Below are 19,245 nucleotides of genomic sequence, written 5' to 3'. Positions count from 1 at the left end.
TGCTTGCGGGGTGCGGGGGCGTCGTGGCTGGGCGCGCAGTTCCCCGCGCCCCTAAAGGCATGGGGGTGGGCGGGGTTGGGGCGGGTCAGGGCGAGGCGGGCCAGCAATACGTCCTTGGCGACACCGCCCGGTGGCGGCGCGGGAGCGCCACGGGCGCGGGCGGAGATCACCACCTGGTCAGCCCTGCCCGGCTCCCTCGCGGCGTGCGATGTGCTCCGGTACCGGGATGCCCGGGGGCAGCGCGGGGTCCGGCACGGGTGCGCCCCAGGTCGAGGCCAGTGGCAGCGTTCCCGCCCACACGCCCAGTTCCGCGTCCGGCCCGTCCCCGTCGTCGGGCGCACCGGTGCGGATCTTGACGGAGGCCTCCTCCAGGGAGAGCGCGAGCAGCGTGGTGGCGGCGAGTTCCTTGCGGTTCGGCTGCCTGGCGTACGACCACTGCCCCGGCGTCGCGTGTTCGGTGAGGCGGCGCAGGCCGGCCAGTTTCTCCTCCGGGTCGGTGACCTTGCGGGGCACCCCGTGGATCATCGCGCTGCGGTAGTTGACCCCGTGCTCGAAGACCGACCGGGCCAGCACCAGCCCGTCGACATGCGTGACGGTGACGCACACGGGGGTACCGCCCGCGAGACTACGGCTGGCGACGGACCCGTGGAAATACAGCTCCCGCCCGTCCCGCCCGTACACCGTGGGGACGACGACCGGCCGCCCTTCGATCACGACCCCGAGATGGCAGACGAAACCGGCGTCGAGGATCGCGTCCAGGTCGGCTCGGTCGAGGCTGCCCTGTTCGCGGAGCCGGCTGTGGCGGGTGAGGTCGGTGACGGGGAGGCGGTCAGTCATGACGTAGGAGACTACCGATCCAGCATTCGAATGGCGACAGAAATGTTGATTTACGCATTCACGAAGACTCCGTGCGACGAAATCCGAAGCAACTTCCAGTCGTTGACTTCTCTGACATTTTTCGTCAGACTTGTCAGCATGAGCAAGCGGGACGACATCGTCACAGCGGCCGTCGACGTCTTCGGCCGGTACGGGTTCCGGCAGACCTCGATGGAACTCGTCGCGCGGGCCGCGGGCGTGTCCCGGCCCGCCCTGTACCAGCACTTCGCGAACAAGCAGGACGTGTTCGCCGCCGTCGCCGCCCGTGTCACCGACCTCATGACGGACGCGGCCCACCGTGCCCGCGACACCGGGGGGACCCCGGCCGACCAGGTCTACGGCGTGCTCTCGGTGAAGCTGGAGACCGCGATCGGTGTCACGGAGGCACGGTTCCGGCAGGAGTTGGTCTCGGAGGCCATCGCGATGGGTCTGTCCTCGGTGGAGGACCGGTTGGTCGACGCGCTGGTGGATCTGCTCGCCGAGGTCCCCGAACCCCGCGAGACGGCCGCCCTCCTACTCGCCTCGACCGTCGGCATCGGCCAGTCCGACGGCACCCCGGAGGCACTCCGCCATCGCCTGCGCCGACTGGTCGACCTCGTGATGGAGGGGCTCAACACCGCCCCACACCAAAGGAGTTGAGCACCATGATCGGTACGCTCGTCCTCGGTCTCGCCGCGGGTTTCTGCGCGGGGAACGGTCTCCCCTACTACGTGATGGGCAGCACCGGCGAGGGCACCAGCCCCGGCCCGTTCCGGCCGTCCGCCATCGCCAACGTCCTCTCCGGCTGGGTGCTGATCGTCGCCGCGGCCGTCTGCTGGCACTATGCCGATACGCAGGCACATCCGTTGCCGACTTATGCTGCGGCAGCAGCAGGAGTCCTCTTCGTCGGGTTGATCCACGCCCGGCTGTGGCGCACCGACCCCTGGGGCAGAACACGTAAGCGCACGCTCCCGGAGGGACGGCAGGCATGACGGAGACGGTCACCAACTGGGCCGGCAACATCACCTACGCGGCGAAGGAACTCCACCGCCCGCGCACACTCGACGCGCTCAGGACCCTCGTGGCCGAGAGCGCGCGGGTACGGGTGCTGGGCAGCGGCCACTCCTTCAACGAGATCGCCGAGCCGGGCCCGGACGGCACCCTGCTGTCGATCGCCGCGCTCCCGCCCGAGTTCGACGTGGACACGACGGCCCGGACAGTACGGGTGTCGGGTGGCGTCCGGTACGCGGAGCTGGCCCGCCGGGTGGACGAGCACGGGCTCGCGCTGCCCAACATGGCGTCCCTGCCGCACATTTCGGTGGCCGGTTCGGTGGCGACCGGCACCCATGGCTCGGGCGTCCGCAACGGCTCGCTGGCGGCGGCCGTCCGCGAGGTCGAGATCGTCACCGCGGACGGTTCGACGGTGACGATCGGACGCGGCGACGACCGCTTCGACGGTGCCGTGACCTCGCTCGGCGCGCTCGGTGTCGTCACCGCCCTCACCCTCGACCTGGAGCCGGCCTTCGAGGTCGAGCAGCATGTCTTCACCGAACTCCCCCTCGCCGGGCTGGACTTCGAGACGGTGGCGGCCTCGGCGTACAGCGTGAGTCTCTTCACCGACTGGCGGGAGCCGCGCTTCGGGCAGGTGTGGCTGAAGCGGCGCACCGACCAGGCGCCGGTCGACTTCCCGTGGGCGACGCCCGCGACCGTGGCGCTGCACCCGGTGCCGGGGATGCCCGCGGTCAACACCACCGGGCAGCTCGGGGTGCCGGGGCCGTGGCACGAGCGGCTGCCGCACTTCCGGGCGGAGTTCACCCCGAGCAGTGGGGCGGAGCTGCAGTCGGAGTATCTGCTGCCGCGGTCGGCCGCACTCGACGCACTGTATGCGGTCGACGGGATCCGGGAGACGGTCGCCGGTGTACTGCAGATCTGCGAGGTGCGGACGGTCGCCGCGGACGCGCAGTGGCTGAGCCCCTCGTACGGGCGGGACACGGTGGCGCTGCACTTCACCTGGATCGAGGACACAGCGGTGGTGCTGCCGGTGGTGCGGCGGCTGGAGGAGGCGTTGGACGGCTTCGACGCGCGACCGCACTGGGGGAAGGTGTTCACCACCCCGGCGGAGGTGCTGCGCGGGCGCTATCCGCGGCTCGGCGACTTCAGGGCACTGGCTCAGGGCCTCGATCCGGAGGGCAAATTCGCCAATGCCTTCGTCCGGGACGTCTTCGGCGACTGAGCGTGCGACCGACCGGGCGGCGACTTTGTATGGCCCCTTTCCTAACCCCTTGTCGAACGTCACCCGCAGCCCATAGCCTTGCCGCGCGCCGGAGCCGTCGTGCCCCGGCATGACCGCGAAGGCCTTGGGGGGCAACCCGGTGCTGTGTTTTCCCGGGGGACAACCCCCGGCGGGAAAAGCGCTCGTGTACCCAGTGCTCGTCCGTGAGGAGAATTCAATGAAGCGCGGCACCTCACGTGACATCCGTACCGCGAACCGCTACGAGGTGCTGCGCCAGATCATCGCCCAGTCGCCCACGTCCCGGCAGGAGTTGGCCGCCGCGACCGGGCTGAGCCTGGCCACGGTGGCCACGCTCGTCGGTGAGCTGCTGGACCTGCGGATGATCACCGAGGTCGGTTTCGAGGACTCGGCCGGGGGCCGCCCCCGGGGTCTCGTCGCGGTCAACGCGTCGGGGGGCGCGCTGATCGGTGTCGACATCGCGGAGACGTACGTCCATGTCGAGCTGTTCGACCTGGCGTTGAACGTCCTCGCCCGTGCCGACGAGGACATGCGGCCCGGCGAGAGCCGTCCGGAGCAGGTGGTCGGTCATGTCGCCGCCGCCGTCGGGTCGGTGGTCGCGCAGGCCGGCGTCGAGGCGGCCCGCGTGCTCGGTGTCGGCGTGAGCGTGCCGGGCCAGGTGGACCGCAAGACCGGCATCTCGGAGTACGCGCCCAACTGGGACTGGCACGACGTACCGCTGCTGGACCTGCTGTCCGAGGTCATCGCCTACCCCCTCTACCTGGACAATCCGCTGCGGGCCGGAGCGGTCGCCGAGATGTGGTTCGGGGCGGCGCGCGGGCGCGGGGACGCGGTGGTGGTCAACCTCGGGACCGGGGTCGGCGCGGGGCTCGCGCTGGGCGGCGGGCTGTACCGGGGGGTCAGCAACAGCGCCGGCGAATGGGGTCACACCACCCTCGTCCTGGACGGGCGACTGTGCCGCTGCGGCAATCACGGCTGCGTGGAGGCCTATGTCGGCGCGCCCGGAATCATGCTGAATCTACGGGAGTTGAGCCCGCAGAGCCCGATGCTGCACCCCGAGGACCAGACGGCCACCATCGACGCGCTGGCCCGCGCCGTCGCCGCGAACGATCCCGTGGCCCTCAAGGTCGTACGGGAGACGGCCCGTTACATCGGCGCGGGCATCGCCAATCTGGTCAACGTCCTCAACCCCGAAGTGGTCGTGCTCAGCAGCTGGGTGGCCCGCAAGCTCGGGGAACCCCTGCTGAACGAAGTGCGCGAGGCCGTCCAACGGCACGCGCTCAGGCGGCCGTTCGCCGCCACCGAGATCGTCCTCTCCCCCATTCCCACCGATCCGGCCTGCCTGGGCGCGGCAACCTTCGCGCTCGAAGGGGCACTTCAGTCGGTGGGGCAGAGGAATGGCAAGCGCACCACCCAGGCAAGGAGCCGTACCGCACCACCTTCATGACGACGGAAGGGATGCACGTGACTCAGCCCCACCCCAGGAGATCGATCCTCGCGACAGCGGCAGCCGCGCTCGCCGTCACCGGGGCCCTGATATCCGCGCCGCCCGCGAACGCCGACGGCGTCGCACCGGCGGAAGTCTCCCCCCACGCGGCCCAGACCATCGACAACATCGGCGCGTCCGGCGCCTGGTGGGTCAACGACCTCCAGTACTTCAAGCCCGAGGTTCAGGCCCGGGTCGCCCAACTCCTGTTCTCCGCAGGGGGGTTGGACCTCAGTTCGTACCGCTACAACATCGGCGGCGGTGGCGCCGCGGTCAGCACCCCGGCCCGTGCCGCCCAGGACTTCCTGAACGCCGACGGCACCTACGACTGGAGCAAGGACAAGGGCGGGCAGACGTTCCTCAAGTACGCCGCGAAGTACGGCGTGAAGGACCTGATCGGTTTCGTCAACAGCGCGCCAGCTCAGTGGACGACCAACGGGCAGAGCTGCGGCGGTCAGTTGAAGGCGGAGAACGAGGGCGACTACGCGAAGTACATCGCGGATGTCACCGCCCACTTCGCGAAGCAGGGCGCGAAGTTCGACTACATCAGCCCCTTCAACGAGCCCAACAACAACTTCGGCGACTGCGGCCAGGAGGGCATGCAGGTCACCGTCGGCCAACGCGACGACATCGTGCGGGCGTTGGGCGCCGAGCAGCGGGCCCGGAAGCAGCAGACGAGCATCATCGCCGACGAGTCGAGCAGCACCGTCAGCTTCTCCACCGAGGTCCCGCAGTGGATCGCGCAGCCGGACACCGCCCAGTACGTGTCGAAGCTGGCGCACCACACGTACAACAACCCGAACGACGGCCAGTTGGGCAACGTCTACGAGACGGCGAAGACGGTCGGCAAGCCCTCCTGGGCCACCGAGATCTGCTGCTTCGGCAAGGGCACCACGGGCTGGAACCAGGAGTACGACCCGACGATCGACAACGCCCTGTTGATGTCGCGGATCATCTACAAGGACTTCGCGAGTGCGCACGATTCGGCGTTCCAGTGGTGGGTGGCCCTCGCCAGCGGTTACGGCACCGACCCGGCCGCGCGCAACGACGTCGGCTGGAACGACGGGCTGGTCTACTACGACCCCGACTACGCGACGGACGGCAACCAGACCCTGTACTTCACCAAGCGGTACTACGCGCTCGGCCAGTACAGCAAGTTCGTGCGACCGGGCTCCGTCGCGCACAACGTGACGGGCGCGCCGAGCGGTGTCGAGGTGACCTCGTACGACCGGGACGGCAAGTGGGTCGTCGTGGTCAACAACCAGAACGCCACGGCCACTTCGCTCGACCTGCACTTCAACAGCGAGGTGCCGGTGCGGGCGACGCAGGCGGTGCGGACGTCGGCCACGGAGAACTGGGCGAAGGTCACGAAGCCGGACGTGAGTGGCTCCACGGTCTCCACGACCCTCGCCGCCCGCTCGATCACGACGTACGTCCTCGACCAGAAGGACCAGAAGGACCGGAAGGACCCCAAGGGCCAGGCGGGTCATGGGAGTTCGACGGCCGTCACCGGCGCCCTCCAGGGCGGCCAGTCCGGGAAGTGCCTGACGGCGGACGCCTCGGGGGCCGCGATCGGCACCTGCACGGGCGGGGCCGGGCAGACGTGGTCGTACGACGCGAAGGGTGGCCTGAAAGGTGCCAACGGGTATCTGACGATGGGGAGTTCGGGACTGACGACCACCGCCGGCTTCACGGGTGATCCCGGCCAGCGGTGGCTGCTGAACGCCAACGGGCAGATCCTCAGCGAGGCGTCCGGGAAGTGCCTCGACGTGAGCGGTCAGGCGACCGCCGACGGCAGCAAGGTGATCCTGTACAGCTGCAACGGCGGGGCCAACGAGGCCTGGTCGAAGGTGTGATGACGATCTGAACGCGATGTACGGGCCGCCCCCGCGGCGGCCCGCACATCGTCACGTCCGGTATTCCGAACGTTGCACAACGCTTCGAACAGGCTTCGTCCAACCCCTTGCCGAAGGCTTAGGCGAAGGTTAACGTCCCGCACCGCACCTCGAATTCAGCCACGGGCAGCTGAGCCGTGGAGCCGCAGCCGCGCGAGAGACAAGGACGTCACCATGTCGGCAATGAGCAACAGCAACTGGGACCGCCGATCCGTTCTGCGAGCCGCCGCGGGCCTCGCCGCACTAGGCCCGCTGGCCGCGTGCGGAGGCAACAACGGGCGTGGGGGCGGGAGCGGTTCGGGCAAGAACCTCGTCCAGTACTTCCACGCCTACGGCGAGGCGGGCACCGAGCAGGCCATCAAGCGGTACGCCAAGGCCTACTCGAAGGCCAACGTGTCCACCAGCTGGATCACCGGCACCAACTTCGAGGCCAAGCTCTTCTCGTCCCTGCTCACCAAGCAGGCACCCGACGTCTTCGAGTTCCACCCGCAGCTGCAGCTGATCAAGAGCGGTCAGGTGGCGGACCTGAGCGACATCATCGACCCGGTGAAGTCGGACTTCAATCCGGCCGACATCAACTCGCACACCGTCGACGGCAAGGTCTACGGGGTCCGGATGATCGACGACCCGCAGTTCTTCTACTACCGGAAGTCGATGCTGGAGAAGGCCAAGGTCGAGGTGCCGACCACGCTGGACGAACTGCTGGAAGCCGCCGCCAAGTTGACCACCGACAAGGTCAAGGGCATCGATCTCGGCAACGACTTCACGCCGGTCCAGGGCAACCTGATCTGGTCGGCCGGCGCCGACACCCTCGACTCGAACAACCAGATCGCCTACCACACGGACGCGGTCGTCCAGGGCCTCAAGCAGCTCCGCCAGCTGTTCACCAGCGGCCATGTGCTCCTCGACGCGCCGACCGACTGGTGGGACCCGTCCTCGCTCAACCAGGGCCTGTGCGCCATCCAGTGGGGCGGCCTGTGGTCCATGCCGGCCATGCAGAAGGCGCTCGGCGACGACCTCGGCATCTTCCCGTTCCCGAAGGTCGGCGACAACGGCAAGCCGTCGGTCACCAACGGCGGTTGGTCGATGTTCGTCAACGCCAAGGGCGAGAACGTCGAGGCCGCCAAGGCGTACGTGAAGTGGCTGTGGATCGACCAGAAGAAGTACCAGGAGGACTGGGCGCTCTCGTACGGCTTCCACATCCCGCCGCGCAGCTCGATAGCCGCGCAGGCCACGAAGCTCAAGTCGGGGCTGCCCGCCGAGGCCGTCAAGCTCTTCACCGACTACGGCCACTTCGACAACATCGCCTGGGACCAGACGATGATCACCGCCCTCAACGACGTGATCGCGTCCAGCGTCCGCAAGGGCGGCGACCCGGAAGCCTCGCTCGACGCCTGCGACAAGAAGGTCGACGTCGAGCTCAAGAAGCTGTTCGGATAGGCCGGCGGACGGAACCCGAGATGTCGACCACCACCACGCGCGGGGTCGCCAAGCCCGCCCCGGCCAAGGCCTCGAAGGCCCGGCCGCGGCGGGGCCTGCGGTCCAACGCCACCCTGAACTTCTGGCTCTTCACCGGCCCGTTTCTCATCGGCCTGGTGATCTTCGTCTTCGTCCCCATCGGATGGAGCATCTGGCTCAGCTTCTTCGACGCCCGCTACACGGTCACGCCGAGCCATTTCATCGGCTTCGACAACTACAAGCAGATCCTGACCAACAGCAACTTCCCTGATTCTCTGCTGACGTTCACGGTGTTCGCCGTGTTCATCGTGCCGACCACGTGGGCGCTGTCACTGGGTCTGGCACTGCTGGTGAACCAACTCCGGTTCATGCGGGCGTTCTTCCGGTCGGTGTTCTTCCTGCCGACCGCCGTCTCGTATGTCGCCGCCGCGCTGATCTGGAAGATGTCCCTCTTCACCGGTGTCCGCTTCGGCCTGGCGAACACCGTCCTCGGCTGGTTCGGCGTCGACAACATCGCCTATCTGTCGAACCCGAGCCCGCCCTGGTACTGGGTGGTCCTCGTGAGCCTGCGGCTGTGGATCCAGTCCGGCTTCTACATGATCCTGTTCCTCGCGGCGCTGCAGAACATCCCGGCCGAGCTGTACGAGGCCGCCGAGATCGACGGCGCCAAAAGGGGTTGGCAGACGTTCTGGTACATCACCCTGCCCCAGCTCCGGGCCACTTCGACGGCGGTGATCCTGCTGCTGCTCATCGCCGCGTACCAGGCGTTCGACGAGTTCTACAACCTCATCACCACCAAGGCGACCTGGGCCCAGACCCCGCTGATGGAGCTCTACAAGGCGGCCCTCGGCACCAACCAGGACTACGGCGCCGGCAGCGCGGGCGCGGTCATCCTGTCCCTGCTGATCTGCATCGTCACCCTCGCCCAGGGCAAGATCATGGGCTTCGGAAGGGGGGAGGAGGCCAAGTGACCACCACCGCACCGCAGTTGAGCAAGAAGCGGAAGAAGCGCGGCGGCATCCTCGGCAACACCGGCCTGTACGTCGCCGTCGGTATCGCCGCCCTGCTCTTCCTGATCCCCTTCTATCTGATCGTCCGCAACGCCCTCTCCACGGACCCGGAGATCACCGGCGAGAACTGGCGGCTGCTGCCCTCGTTCCAGTGGGGCAACATCTCCGAGCTGTTCGACGACCAGACCGTCCAGTTCGGCCGCGCCCTGTGGAACTCCACGGTCGTCGCCGTCCTGATGACCGTGGGCACCCTGCTGGTGTGCTCACTCGCCGGCTACGGCCTGGCCCGCATCCCGTACAAGCACTCCAACAAGGTCTTCTACGTCGTCCTGGCGACCCTGATGGTGCCCACGGCCGTCACCTTCGTGCCGAGCTTCGTCCTCGTCTCGTCCCTCGGCTGGGTCGACACCTACCGGGGCCTCATCATCCCGGGCCTCTTCAGTGGTTTCACCTGCTTCCTCTTCCGGCAGTACTTCCTGGGGTTCCCCAAGGAGTTGGAGGAGGCGGCACGCGTGGACGGGCTCGGCTACTGGGGCGCGTACTGGCGGATCGTCGTACCCAATTCGCTGAACTTCTTCGCGGCGATCGCCACGATCACCTTCATCAGCGGCTGGAACGCCTTCCTTTGGCCGCTGGTCATCGGCCAGGACCCGAGCTCCTGGACCGTGCAGATCGCCCTGTCGTCGTTCATCACGAACCAGACCGTCAACTTCCATCTCATCTTCATGGCCACCGCCATCTCCATCCTGCCCCTGATCTTCGTGTTCCTCTTCCTCCAGCGCTGGCTGGTGCAGGGCATCGCGCAGACCGGCATCAAGGGCTGACACCCGCTTCTCACGACCGGGAGATCCATGACTTCCAGCACCGTCGCCGACTACATCGAGGACGTCTCGCCGGGCAGCGGAGCCCTCCCGCCCCGCGCCCGGTACGCGTCTCCGGACACGAAGTCACTGTCGCTGAACGGCAGTTGGCGCCTGCGTGTGTCGGCGACGGCCGACGCCGAGGACGACTCGTTCGCCGAGGAGGGCTACGACGCCGGGGGCTGGGCCGAGGTCACGGTCCCCGGCCACTGGGTCCTGCAAGGACACGGCTCCCCCATCTACACCAACCACCTCTACCCCTTCCCGGTCGACCCGCCGCGCGTCCCGACCGAGAACCCGACCGGCGACCATCTCCGCGTCTTCGACCTGCCGTCCGACTGGCCCTCGGACGGCGGTGCCGTGCTGCGTTTCGACGGCGTGGAGTCCTGCGCCCGCGTCTGGCTGAACGGCACGGACATCGGCGAGTTCAAGGGCTCCCGGCTGCCGCACGAGTTCGCGGTCGGACACCTGCTCAAGCCGAGCGGCAACGTCCTCGCCGTCCGCGTCCACCAGTGGTCGGCCGGCTCGTACCTGGAGGACCAGGACCAGTGGTGGCTGCCCGGCATCTTCCGTGACGTCACCCTGCTGCACCGCCCGCCGGGCAGCGCCCTCGACTTCTTCGTGCACGCCTCCTACGACCACCTCGGCGGCGCGGGCACCCTGCGCGTCGACTCCGACGTCGACGGCCGGATCACCGTACCCGCCCTGGACATCGATGTCGCGACGGGCGAGTCGGTCGCCGTGCCGGTGCAGCCATGGACGGCCGAAACCCCGTACCTGTACGAGGGGTTGCTCACGACGGAGGGCGAGCGCGTCCCGCTGCGCATCGGCTTCAGGACCGTCGAACTCTCCGACGGCCTGATCAAGGTCAACGGGAAGGCGATCCTCTTCAAGGGCGTCAACCGCCACGAGTGGCACCCCGAGAAGGGCCGCGCCCTCGACCTGGAGACCATGCGTGAAGACGTGCTGCTGATGAAGCGGCACAACATCAACGCGGTCCGCACCTCGCACTACCCACCGCACCCGGCCTTCCTGGACCTGTGCGACGAGTACGGCCTGTGGGTCATCGACGAGTGCGACCTCGAAACCCACGGCTTCACCGAACAGGCCTGGCGCGACAACCCCGTTGACGACGACCGCTGGACGCCCGCGCTGCTGGACCGCGCCGCCCGCATGGTCGAACGGGACAAGAACCACCCGTCGATCGTCATCTGGTCCCTCGGCAACGAGGCCGGCACCGGCCGCGGCCTCACCGCCATGGCCGAGTGGATCCACGGCCGCGACAGCTCACGCCTCGTGCACTACGAAGGCGACATCAACTGCCGTGACACGGACGTCTATTCACGGATGTACGCCGACCACGCCGAGGTCGAACGCATCGGCCAGGGCCTGGACGGCGGGACCCACAAACGCCGCCAACTCCCCTTCATCCTCTGCGAGTACGGCCACGCCATGGGCAACGGCCCCGGCGGACTCGCCGACTACCAGCGCCTCTTCGAGTCGTACGACCGGCTCCAGGGCGGTTTCATCTGGGAGTGGATCGACCACGGCGTCAAGGACGAGCGCTACGGCTTCGCGTACGGCGGCGACTTCGGCGAGGAGCTGCACGACGGGAACTTCGTCTGCGACGGACTGCTCTTCCCGGACCGCGTCCCCTCCCCCGGTCTGATCGAGTTCAAGAAGGTCATCGAGCCGGTCTCCATCGAGGGCTCCGACGGTTCCGTGCGGATCACCAACAAGCACGACTTCGCCGACCTGTCCGCATTCGCCTTCCAGTGGTCCTACCAAGTGGACGGCGAGACGGTCGAGTCGGGTCCCCTGACGGTGCCGCCGCTCGCGCCGGGCGAGTCGGCCGACGTGAAGCTGCCCGCACCGCCCGTGGAGTCCGACGGCGCCGAATCCCAGTGGACCGTACGGGCGTCGCCGGCGGCCGACACCGCGTGGGCTCCGGCGGGCCATGTGATCGGCTGGGGCCAATTCCCGGTCACGGCACGACCCTTGCCGTATGTCTCGGCCACCGCCGGGCCTGTCCTCGGCGAGCGGCGGATCACGCTCGGGCCGGCCTCCTTCGACGCCCGTACGGGTGAGTTGAAGTCGCTCGGCGCGGTGGACGTCACCGGTCTCCGCCTGGACGTGTGGCGGGCGACCACGGACAACGACGACGGCGCGCCCTGGCAGACGGACGTCCGCCACGGCCTGCTCTGGCGCAAGTTGGGCCTGCACCGGATGCGACACCGCCTGGACGGCGTGGAGTTGGGCGAGGACGCGCTGACCGTACGCACCCGGGTGGCGCCCGCCGCCTGGGAGATCGGGCTCGCCACGGTGTACCGCTGGACCTCGGACGGCGAGCGGCTGCGGCTGACGGTGTCCGTGGCGCCCGAGGGCGACTGGACGGTACCGCTGCCGAGGCTCGGCATCCGCTTCGGGCTGGACGCGAACGCGGACCGTGTGAAGTGGTTCGGCGGCGGCCCCGGCGAGGGCTACCCCGACACCAAGTCGGCGTCGCTGCTGGGCCGTTGGGAGTCCACGGTCGACGGCCTCCAGACCCCCTACGTCCGTCCGCAGGAGAACGGCGCCCGCGCGGACGTCCGTTGGGCCGAGCTGGGTGGACTGCGGATCGACGGCGACCCGGAGTTCTGGTTCACGGCCCGCCGCTGGACGACGGAACAGCTGGATGCCGCCACCCACCGCACCGATCTCGTCCCCGGCACTGCATCCGACAGCGGCTCCGCCGCGGGTGTGTGGGTGAACCTCGACCACGGCCAGCACGGCATCGGTTCGCAGTCCTGCGGCCCTGGCCCGCTCCCGCGGTACTTCCTGAACGCCGAACCCACCGAGTTCTCCTTCGTGTTCTCAGAATCCCCGGAGACCAGTTGACCGGCACAGCCTTGAAATCGTCCGCGGCCGACCGGCTCTTCAGCCGGTCGGCCGCAGTCGCGTCCTGCATAGGTTTCATCCTCATCGGCATGCTCCAGTCCCTCTACGGTCCCGTGATCCCGGGCCTGCGCCACGAGTTCGGACTGTCCCCCTCGACCGCCGCCCTCGGCCTGAGCCTGCACTTCGCCGGCGGGGTCGCCGGAGTCCTCGCCTTCAACGCGATCCACTCCCGGATCAGCAACAGGGCGCTGCTGGCGTGGGGTTACGGCCTGATGGTGGCGGGCGGCGCGGGTTTCGCGCTCGCGCCCGACTGGCCACTGGCGCTGGCCGCCGCGTTCCTGGCCGGTCTCGGCTTCGGCGGGATCGACTACGGCCTCAACCAGCTCTTCGCCGTCGGCTTCGGCGGCCGTTCCACCGCCATGCTGAACGTGCTCAACGCGCACTTCGGCATCGGCGCGGTGCTCGGCCCGGCGGTCGTGGCGTGGCTGGGTCCGGACGACTACCCGTACGCGTTCGGGGCGTGTGCGGTACTCGCGGCGGTGCTGGTGTTCGCCGGCTCAAGTGGCGTACGTACACGTGTATCTGACGATCCACCAGCAAAGACGCCAAGTAGGGGCCTCGGCCTGTCCCGGGTGCTCGTCGGGTTCCTCGTCCTCTATGTCCTGAACGTGGCCGTCGAGGCGAGCGTCGGCGGCTGGGAGCCCACGCATCTGGAGACGGTCGGCTACACGGCGACCGTGGCCGCGTCGGCGACTTCCGTCTACTGGCTGATGATGACGGCGGGCCGCTTCCTCGTCGTACCGATCACCATGCGGTACGCCCCCGAGCGCATCCTCGCGGTGTGCGCGGCCGGGATGACGGTGTGTCTGCTGTTGACGCTGGTTAAAGGAGTGGCACCGGTGGCGTATGCCGGTGTTGGCTTGTTCATCGCACCGGTCTTCCCGACGGGCCTTTCCTGGCTCAACAGGGCGCTCCCCCAGGCCGAGCGAGCCGGAGCGTGGGTGATCGCGGCTTCGAATGTCGGCGGGGTGGCGGCTCCACCGCTGCTCGGTGTCGGGATCGAGGCCTCCGGGATCCACGCGGTGCCCTGGCTGTTGACCGCGTTGTCGGGCGCGTCGCTGCTGGCGACGCTCCGGCTGATCCGACTGACGAGGAGGTCCGCATCATGAAGGCCCTGTTCCTGCTCACGCGAAGGCTGGTCGAGTGAACGCGAGCAGCAGGCGAACGACACATCAAATCGAGGTCCGGGGGCTGTCCCGCACCTTCCACACCACTGTGCGCCGCCCCGGTTTCGTCGGCGGTCTGCGCTCGCTCGTCAACCCGGAGCGCGTGCCCAAGCACGCCGTCTCCGATGTCACGTTCGATGTCGCCCCGGGTGAACTCCTCGCCCTGCTGGGCCCGAACGGCGCCGGCAAGTCCACCACCATCAAGATCCTCACCGGCATTCTGACGCCCACCTCCGGGGAGGCCAGGGTCGCGGGCGTGGTGCCGTACCAGGAGCGTGAGCGCAACGCCCGTAACATCGGGGCGGTGTTCGGGCAGCGCACCCAGTTGTGGTGGGACCTGCCGGTGCGCGAGTCGTTCTCGATCCTGCGGGACATCTACGAGGTGCCGAAGGCCCAACACGCGGCCCGGCTGCGGGAGTTCGACGACATCCTCGAACTGTCGACGTTCTGGGACACCCGGGTCCGCCATCTCTCCCTCGGTCAGCGCGTCCGCTGCGACCTGGCTGCCGCGCTGCTGCACGACCCGCCGGTCGTCTTCCTCGACGAGCCGACCATCGGCATGGACGTGGTCGTGAAGGAGCAGGTGCGGGAGTTCCTGCGCCATCAGGTGGAGGAGCGCGGCCGTACGGTCCTGCTGACCACGCACGACATGACCGAGGTGGCCAGGCTCGCCGAGCGGGTCGTCCTCATCAACCACGGCCGGCTGGTCCTTGACGGCACCCTCGACGAGATCCGCCGCAGGTTCGGCTCGACCTGGCAGATCCGCGCGACGCTGGCCGACGCGCACGCCGAGGTCGTGTCCCTGCCGGGCATCGCGCTGGTACGGCGGGACGGACCGCAGCTCGTCTTCGGCCCGGACGGCACCGAGGGGCCGACCGTCCACCAGGCCCTGAAGCAGGTCATCGAGCGGTACGAGGTGACCGAGATCGCCATGGACGAGGCCGAGTTGGAGGACGTGATGCGGGCCGCGTACGTCCAGGCCGGCCCGCGCGCCGAGGAGCCCTGAGATGGCCGCCCTGCACGCCTGGCGCGCCGCCCGTGTCACCCCGCTCGGCGAACTCCTCGCCCCGCCCCGCATCACCGCCGCCCTGCTCCGCCTGACGGTGCAGATCGTGCTGGTGGCGTCCCTGTGGCGCGGCCTGTACTCCCAGACCGGCACCACCGCCGGACTCACCCGCGACCAGGCGGTGACGTACGCCGTACTGGCCGTACTCGCCTCCCGACTGAGGGAGTTGGACCAGTACGCGGGCCGGGACACGGTCCTGCAGCACATGCACTTCGGCACGATCATCTACTGGTATCTGCGCCCGCTGCCGCCCCAGCGCTACTACGCGCTGCGGGCGTTCGGCGAGCAGCTGTACGGCCTGGCCTGGGCGCTGACGGGCTACGTCGTCTGCCTCGCGGCCGGGGTGGTGGAACCGCCCGAGTCACCTGCCGTGGCCGGGGTGTTCGCGCTGAGCATGCTGCTGGGACAGCTCGTCCTGTACTACGTCATGCTGCTCATCGACCAGTTGTGCTTCTGGACGCTCCGCAACGGGGCGGCGATGCTCATCCTGATCTTCGCGCAGAACCTGCTGTCCGGTGTGTACGCGCCGCTGTGGTTCTTCCCGGACTGGTTCATCACGATGAGCCGCTTCCTGCCGTTCCAGGCGACCCTCAGCGTGCCGCTCTCGATCTACGTGGGCCGCATCCCGCTGTCCGACGCGGGCGCCCAACTCGCCCTGCAGGCCGCCTGGGTGGTGGCCCTTTCCCTGTTCACCCGGTTCCTGTGGCGGCGCGCCGCCCGCCGGGTCGTCTCGCAAGGAGGCTGATGCCTATGAAAGCCGTCCGGATCGTGTGGCGTATCACACGACTCAACTTCCGTGCCCAGCTGGAATATCGCACCGAGTTCCTGCTGATGATCGCGATCGGCGCGATCTGGCAGGTGTCGGTGATCGTGTTCGCGACGGTGCTGCTCACCCGGTTCTCCGGGATGGGCGGCTGGGACAGCTCTGACGTGCTGCTGATCCCGGCGACACGGATGATGGCGCACGGGCTGATGGTGCTGTTCCTGGGCCGGATGCACAGCCTCGGCCGGTACATCCAGGAAGGCCGCATCGACATCTATCTGGTGCGGCCGATGCCGGTCCACCGCCAGGCACAGCTGGAGTACTTCCCCACCAACGCGATCGGCGACCTCACGGTGGCGGGCGGCCTCATGGTCGGCGCGCTCAGCCGCAGCCACCTCGACTGGACGGCGGGCCGCATCGCCTATCTGGTCGCTGCGCTGCTGGGCGGCATGCTCCTGGAAGCGGCCCTGTTCACGACCGTGGCCTCCGCCTCCCTCCGCTTCCCGTCCGCGGACTACTGGAGCCGCTGGGTGGAGGATCTCCTCGGCACCTTCGGCAACTACCCGCTCAACGTCCTGCCCCGGGCGGTGGGCGGCTTCCTCACCTACGGCCTTCCGCTCGCGTTCGTGGCCTTCCTCCCGGCCGCCGTACTGACCGGGCACGGCCACGACATCGGGGTGCCGTACTGGCTGGCGGCGAGCTCACCCCTCGTAGGCCTGCTGACGTATCTCGGGGCGCGGCTGCTGTGGCGGTGGAGCCTCAGCCACTACACGGGGGTGAACGGGTGACCGCGACAGCGGTCCCGTCCGGCTTACGGGCGCGACTCGCGGTCGCCCTGGTCTTTGTCATCCTCGGCTCCACACAAGGCGGTTGGATGGCGCGTATCCCCGCGATCCGCGACCAGGTGGGGCTGGACACCGCGCGCTGGGGCGTGGTGTCCAGCGCGTCGGCCGTCGGCGATCTCGTCGCGCTGACCTTGGTGACCGTACTGATCGGCCGGGTGAGCACCAGGCTGCTGTGCCTTGCGGCGACGGTCCTGGTACTGCTCAACGCGCCGGTGCTGGCGGGGGCTTCGGCCGTTCCGGCACTGGTGCTCGGCCTCGCGGTGTGGGGGCTGTCGGCGACGTTCCTGAACACGCCCGTCAACGCCCTCGCCGTCGCGACGGAACGCGCCCACGGCCGCCCCCTGATGTCCCAGTTCCACGCCTGCTTCAGCTGCGGGGTGCTGGCGGGCGGGGCTCTCGGCACCCTGGCAGCGGCGGGCGGGGTGTCGCCCGGGGGCCAACTTGCGGTGAGCAGCACGGTACTTGGGGCGCTGCTGCTGGCGCTGGGCGGCCGGCTGCCGGACGAGACGCCTTCGCCGGCGGAGCGGCGGCGCCCGCTCAAGGACCGTTTCACACCGCAGTTGGTGCTGCTGGCCTCCATCGCGTTCCTGGCGTCCTTCGTCGAGGGCGCGGCCTCGCAGTGGAGTTCGGTCTTCACGGCCGACTATCTGGACGCGGGGGCGGCGCTGGGCGCGGCGACGTACACGTGCTTCACCGTGGCGATCCTGGTCGGGCGGCTGGTGGGCGACCGGTTCGTGGCCCGGCTGGGGCGGCGTCTCTTCGTCCAGGTGTCACTGCTGACAGTCGTGCTGGGAACGGGAGTTGGTCTCGCGCACCCCGGACTGCCGTTCGCGCTGGCCGGCTTCACGGTCGTAGGACTCGGTCTGGCGTGTGTCCTGCCGGCGGTGTTCGCGCTGGCCGGGCGTCAGCCCGAAGTCCCGCCCGGCGAAGGGGTGTCGGTGATCACGATCGGTCAGTGGCCGGGGTTCCTGCTCGCGGGTCCCGCGGTGGGGCTGCTCGCGGGGGCGACGAGTCTGCGGGTGGCGTTGGCGACGCTGGCCGTGGCGGCGCTGGCGGCGGCCGGGCTGACCAGGAGACTGACGATGGAGTGACCCAGGTCACGCCACAGTCGTGCAGCAGATCCGTGGGCTTCCCCGTCGAGGAGGGGTGACAGGAAGGGAGGAGCGTGTGGATCTGGCAGCCAAGTGGGCAACGGACGCGGGAGACAACGGAGTCGGGTCTGTGGAGGGGGACTTCCATGGATTCGTCGCCGCCCGGTCGGCCGCGCTGTTCCGGGGCGCACTCGTCCTGACGGGAAGCCGCGACGCGGCGGAGGACCTGGTCCAGGAGACCCTGGAGCGGGCCTGCCGCAAGTGGCGCACCATCAGCGCCAAGGACGCCCCGGACGCGTACGTACGACGGATCATGGTCAACCTCGCCAACGACCGTTGGCGAAGATTCCGCCGTGCGGCTCAGCACCCGGTCGACGGCGACCCTGCCGCGCCGGGTGACGAGTACGGACGGATCGACAGCCGTGACCAGTTGGTGCGCGCCCTGCAGCAACTGCCCATGCGGATGCGGACGGTGGTGGTGCTGCGGTACTTCCACGATCTGTCCGACGCCGACATAGCGGCGGACCTGAAGATCTCGCAGAGCACCGTCCGTTCCCAACTGGCCCGCGGAATCAGCCAACTCAGAAGCCAGTTCCCCGCACTCTCCGCCCCTTCGCCTCAGCAGCTCACGGAAGGAACCCGATGAGTTCGTACGACCCGCGGTCCTCCGGCTGCACACCTTTCGAAGAGGAACTGATCAACGCCATGAACAACTTCGCGCACTCCACCGACTCCCCGGCCTTCGACACGGCCGGCATGGTCCACCGCAGCCGCCGCAGGCGGGCCACGCTCATCGCCGGTTTCGCCGCGGCCCTGATCGCGGCGGGCGGCGGCACGGCGCTGGCCTCGATGAGCGACGGCGCCTCTCAGTCGACGCCGGCCGCCACCACGACCGTCGACCACGCGAAGGCCACCTTCCTCCTGGGCGGCCTCACGAAGGAGCCCATCGCGGTCGACCTCACGGGCCAGGACCTGGCCACGGCCAAGGGCCAGTTCGAGAAGGCCCAGCTCAAGCTCGGCACGATCGTCAAGGTGGTCAGCCCCGGCTGCAAGTCGGCCTCGGTCGTCGAGCTCACTCCGCACAGCCCGAAGATCGTGGTCAAGGGCGACACGGTGAACGTGAAGCTCTGCGCGGGCTGACCGGGTCGACCGGTTGAGGGCCCGGTCCTGGGCGTGCGCGCGCGAGCCGCTCAGGACCGGCCGGACCGCCGTATCGGCGTCAGCAGTGCGACGGCCGCGATCAGTACGCAGCACCCGCCCGCCACCACGGCGACCGGTGCCGTGCCCCGGCGTTCGGCGGCCCAGGTGAGGACGGCCGCGCCGACGGGGGCCGCCGCGTAGTGAAGGGTCCAGAACGCGGAGGTGACCCGGCCGAGCAGATGCTCCGGCGTCACCTCCTGCCGCAGCGACATGGAACAGGTACCGGCCAGTTGGGCGCAGCCCAGGAACGCGACGCTCACCAGCGCGACGGTGGCCACGTCGTAGGCCCGGCTCAGCCCGGCGAACGCCGCCCCGCACACCGCGACGGACCCGATCCAGGTGGCCCCGAAGCCGAACCGCCG

The 19,245-nt window shown here is 69.0% G+C and carries 17 protein-coding genes and 1 pseudogene; 16 read left to right on the top strand and 2 right to left on the bottom strand.

Annotated features, from left to right (window positions below; translation table 11 throughout):
* Window positions 1–177 precede the first annotated feature (177 nt).
* Entirely contained in the window at window positions 178–837 is a 660-nt protein-coding gene (locus tag R6V09_RS21940; RefSeq protein WP_317883131.1) for a pyridoxamine 5'-phosphate oxidase family protein, read from the bottom strand.
* 138 nt (window positions 838–975) lie between these two features.
* On the opposite strand from R6V09_RS21940, the gene R6V09_RS21935 reads away from it, so the two are divergent.
* The 16 genes from R6V09_RS21935 to R6V09_RS21860 all read left to right on the top strand — a co-directional run bounded on the left by R6V09_RS21935 (window position 976) and on the right by R6V09_RS21860 (window position 18,823).
* Window positions 976–1,515, top strand: a complete 540-nt coding sequence (locus R6V09_RS21935; RefSeq protein ID WP_317883130.1) for a TetR/AcrR family transcriptional regulator — start codon at window positions 976–978, stop codon at window positions 1,513–1,515.
* A gap of 5 nt (window positions 1,516–1,520) precedes the next feature.
* Window positions 1,521–1,847, top strand: a complete 327-nt coding sequence (locus tag R6V09_RS21930; protein ID WP_317883129.1) for a hypothetical protein — start codon at window positions 1,521–1,523, stop codon at window positions 1,845–1,847.
* The gene (locus R6V09_RS21925) at window positions 1,844–3,088 is read left to right on the top strand and encodes an FAD-binding protein (protein WP_317883128.1); all 1,245 of its coding nucleotides are present in this window, start codon (window positions 1,844–1,846) and stop codon (window positions 3,086–3,088) included. The genes R6V09_RS21930 and R6V09_RS21925 overlap by 4 nt, the downstream gene beginning before the upstream one ends.
* Window positions 3,089–3,305: 217 nt before the next feature.
* Window positions 3,306–4,553, top strand: coding sequence for an ROK family transcriptional regulator (locus tag R6V09_RS21920; RefSeq protein ID WP_317883127.1), 1,248 nt, complete (start codon window positions 3,306–3,308; stop codon window positions 4,551–4,553).
* A gap of 11 nt (window positions 4,554–4,564) precedes the next feature.
* Complete coding sequence (locus tag R6V09_RS21915) at window positions 4,565–6,448, top strand: glycoside hydrolase (RefSeq protein ID WP_317883126.1); 1,884 nt, start codon at window positions 4,565–4,567, stop codon at window positions 6,446–6,448.
* Between the two features lie 213 nt (window positions 6,449–6,661).
* Complete coding sequence (locus R6V09_RS21910; RefSeq protein WP_317883125.1) at window positions 6,662–7,927, top strand: ABC transporter substrate-binding protein; 1,266 nt, start codon at window positions 6,662–6,664, stop codon at window positions 7,925–7,927.
* 20 nt (window positions 7,928–7,947) lie between these two features.
* A complete protein-coding gene (locus R6V09_RS21905; RefSeq protein WP_317883124.1) occupies window positions 7,948–8,916 on the top strand; it encodes a carbohydrate ABC transporter permease in 969 nt (322 codons plus the stop codon).
* Entirely contained in the window at window positions 8,913–9,779 is an 867-nt protein-coding gene (locus R6V09_RS21900; protein ID WP_317883123.1) for a carbohydrate ABC transporter permease, read from the top strand. The genes R6V09_RS21905 and R6V09_RS21900 overlap by 4 nt, the downstream gene beginning before the upstream one ends.
* Before the next feature lie 27 nt (window positions 9,780–9,806).
* Window positions 9,807–12,692: a glycoside hydrolase family 2 TIM barrel-domain containing protein gene (locus tag R6V09_RS21895; RefSeq protein WP_317883122.1), complete on the top strand. Its 2,886-nt coding sequence runs from the start codon at window positions 9,807–9,809 to the stop codon at window positions 12,690–12,692.
* An 89-nt stretch (window positions 12,693–12,781) separates the two neighbouring features.
* Window positions 12,782–13,861, top strand: coding sequence for an MFS transporter (locus R6V09_RS21890; protein WP_442810103.1), 1,080 nt, complete (start codon window positions 12,782–12,784; stop codon window positions 13,859–13,861).
* 34 nt (window positions 13,862–13,895) lie between these two features.
* Window positions 13,896–14,924 (top strand): ABC transporter ATP-binding protein, encoded by a 1,029-nt coding sequence (locus R6V09_RS21885; protein ID WP_317883120.1) that lies wholly within the window; start codon window positions 13,896–13,898, stop codon window positions 14,922–14,924.
* Between the two features lies 1 nt (window position 14,925).
* Window positions 14,926–15,729 carry an ABC transporter permease gene (locus R6V09_RS21880; RefSeq protein WP_317883119.1) on the top strand — a complete coding sequence of 268 codons (804 nt, stop codon included), beginning with the start codon at window positions 14,926–14,928 and terminating at the stop codon, window positions 15,727–15,729.
* A gap of 5 nt (window positions 15,730–15,734) precedes the next feature.
* Window positions 15,735–16,535 (top strand): ABC transporter permease, encoded by an 801-nt coding sequence (locus R6V09_RS21875; protein ID WP_317883132.1) that lies wholly within the window; start codon window positions 15,735–15,737, stop codon window positions 16,533–16,535.
* Window positions 16,493–17,683: an MFS transporter gene (locus tag R6V09_RS21870; protein WP_327096139.1), complete on the top strand. Its 1,191-nt coding sequence runs from the start codon at window positions 16,493–16,495 to the stop codon at window positions 17,681–17,683. The genes R6V09_RS21875 and R6V09_RS21870 overlap by 43 nt, the downstream gene beginning before the upstream one ends.
* A 76-nt stretch (window positions 17,684–17,759) precedes the next feature.
* A complete protein-coding gene (locus R6V09_RS21865) occupies window positions 17,760–18,329 on the top strand; it encodes a SigE family RNA polymerase sigma factor (RefSeq protein WP_317883117.1) in 570 nt (189 codons plus the stop codon).
* On the top strand, window positions 18,326–18,823 hold the full coding sequence (locus R6V09_RS21860; protein ID WP_317883116.1) for a hypothetical protein: 498 nt from the start codon (window positions 18,326–18,328) through the stop codon (window positions 18,821–18,823). The genes R6V09_RS21865 and R6V09_RS21860 overlap by 4 nt, the downstream gene beginning before the upstream one ends.
* A 50-nt stretch (window positions 18,824–18,873) precedes the next feature.
* On the opposite strand, the pseudogene R6V09_RS21855 reads toward R6V09_RS21860, so the two are convergent.
* Window positions 18,874–19,245, bottom strand: a pseudogene (locus tag R6V09_RS21855) (MFS transporter); the annotation flags it as partial.

The sequence above is a fragment of the Streptomyces sp. W16 genome (assembly GCF_033194735.1).
In the GTDB taxonomy this organism is placed as follows: domain Bacteria; phylum Actinomycetota; class Actinomycetes; order Streptomycetales; family Streptomycetaceae; genus Streptomyces.
Note: the sequence above shows the minus strand (reverse complement) of the source record. Positions and strands in the feature narration are given on the sequence as shown.

Coding starts and splice junctions, on each gene's coding strand:
- R6V09_RS21940 (WP_317883131.1), bottom strand. CDS start 837: ATGACTGACCGCCTCCCCGTCACCGACCTCACCCGCCACAGCCGGCTC.
- R6V09_RS21935 (WP_317883130.1), top strand. CDS start 976: ATGAGCAAGCGGGACGACATCGTCACAGCGGCCGTCGACGTCTTCGGC.
- R6V09_RS21930 (WP_317883129.1), top strand. CDS start 1,521: ATGATCGGTACGCTCGTCCTCGGTCTCGCCGCGGGTTTCTGCGCGGGG.
- R6V09_RS21925 (WP_317883128.1), top strand. CDS start 1,844: ATGACGGAGACGGTCACCAACTGGGCCGGCAACATCACCTACGCGGCG.
- R6V09_RS21920 (WP_317883127.1), top strand. CDS start 3,306: ATGAAGCGCGGCACCTCACGTGACATCCGTACCGCGAACCGCTACGAG.
- R6V09_RS21915 (WP_317883126.1), top strand. CDS start 4,565: ATGCACGTGACTCAGCCCCACCCCAGGAGATCGATCCTCGCGACAGCG.
- R6V09_RS21910 (WP_317883125.1), top strand. CDS start 6,662: ATGTCGGCAATGAGCAACAGCAACTGGGACCGCCGATCCGTTCTGCGA.
- R6V09_RS21905 (WP_317883124.1), top strand. CDS start 7,948: ATGTCGACCACCACCACGCGCGGGGTCGCCAAGCCCGCCCCGGCCAAG.
- R6V09_RS21895 (WP_317883122.1), top strand. CDS start 9,807: ATGACTTCCAGCACCGTCGCCGACTACATCGAGGACGTCTCGCCGGGC.
- R6V09_RS21890 (WP_442810103.1), top strand. CDS start 12,782: ATGCTCCAGTCCCTCTACGGTCCCGTGATCCCGGGCCTGCGCCACGAG.
- R6V09_RS21880 (WP_317883119.1), top strand. CDS start 14,926: ATGGCCGCCCTGCACGCCTGGCGCGCCGCCCGTGTCACCCCGCTCGGC.
- R6V09_RS21875 (WP_317883132.1), top strand. CDS start 15,735: ATGAAAGCCGTCCGGATCGTGTGGCGTATCACACGACTCAACTTCCGT.
- R6V09_RS21860 (WP_317883116.1), top strand. CDS start 18,326: ATGAGTTCGTACGACCCGCGGTCCTCCGGCTGCACACCTTTCGAAGAG.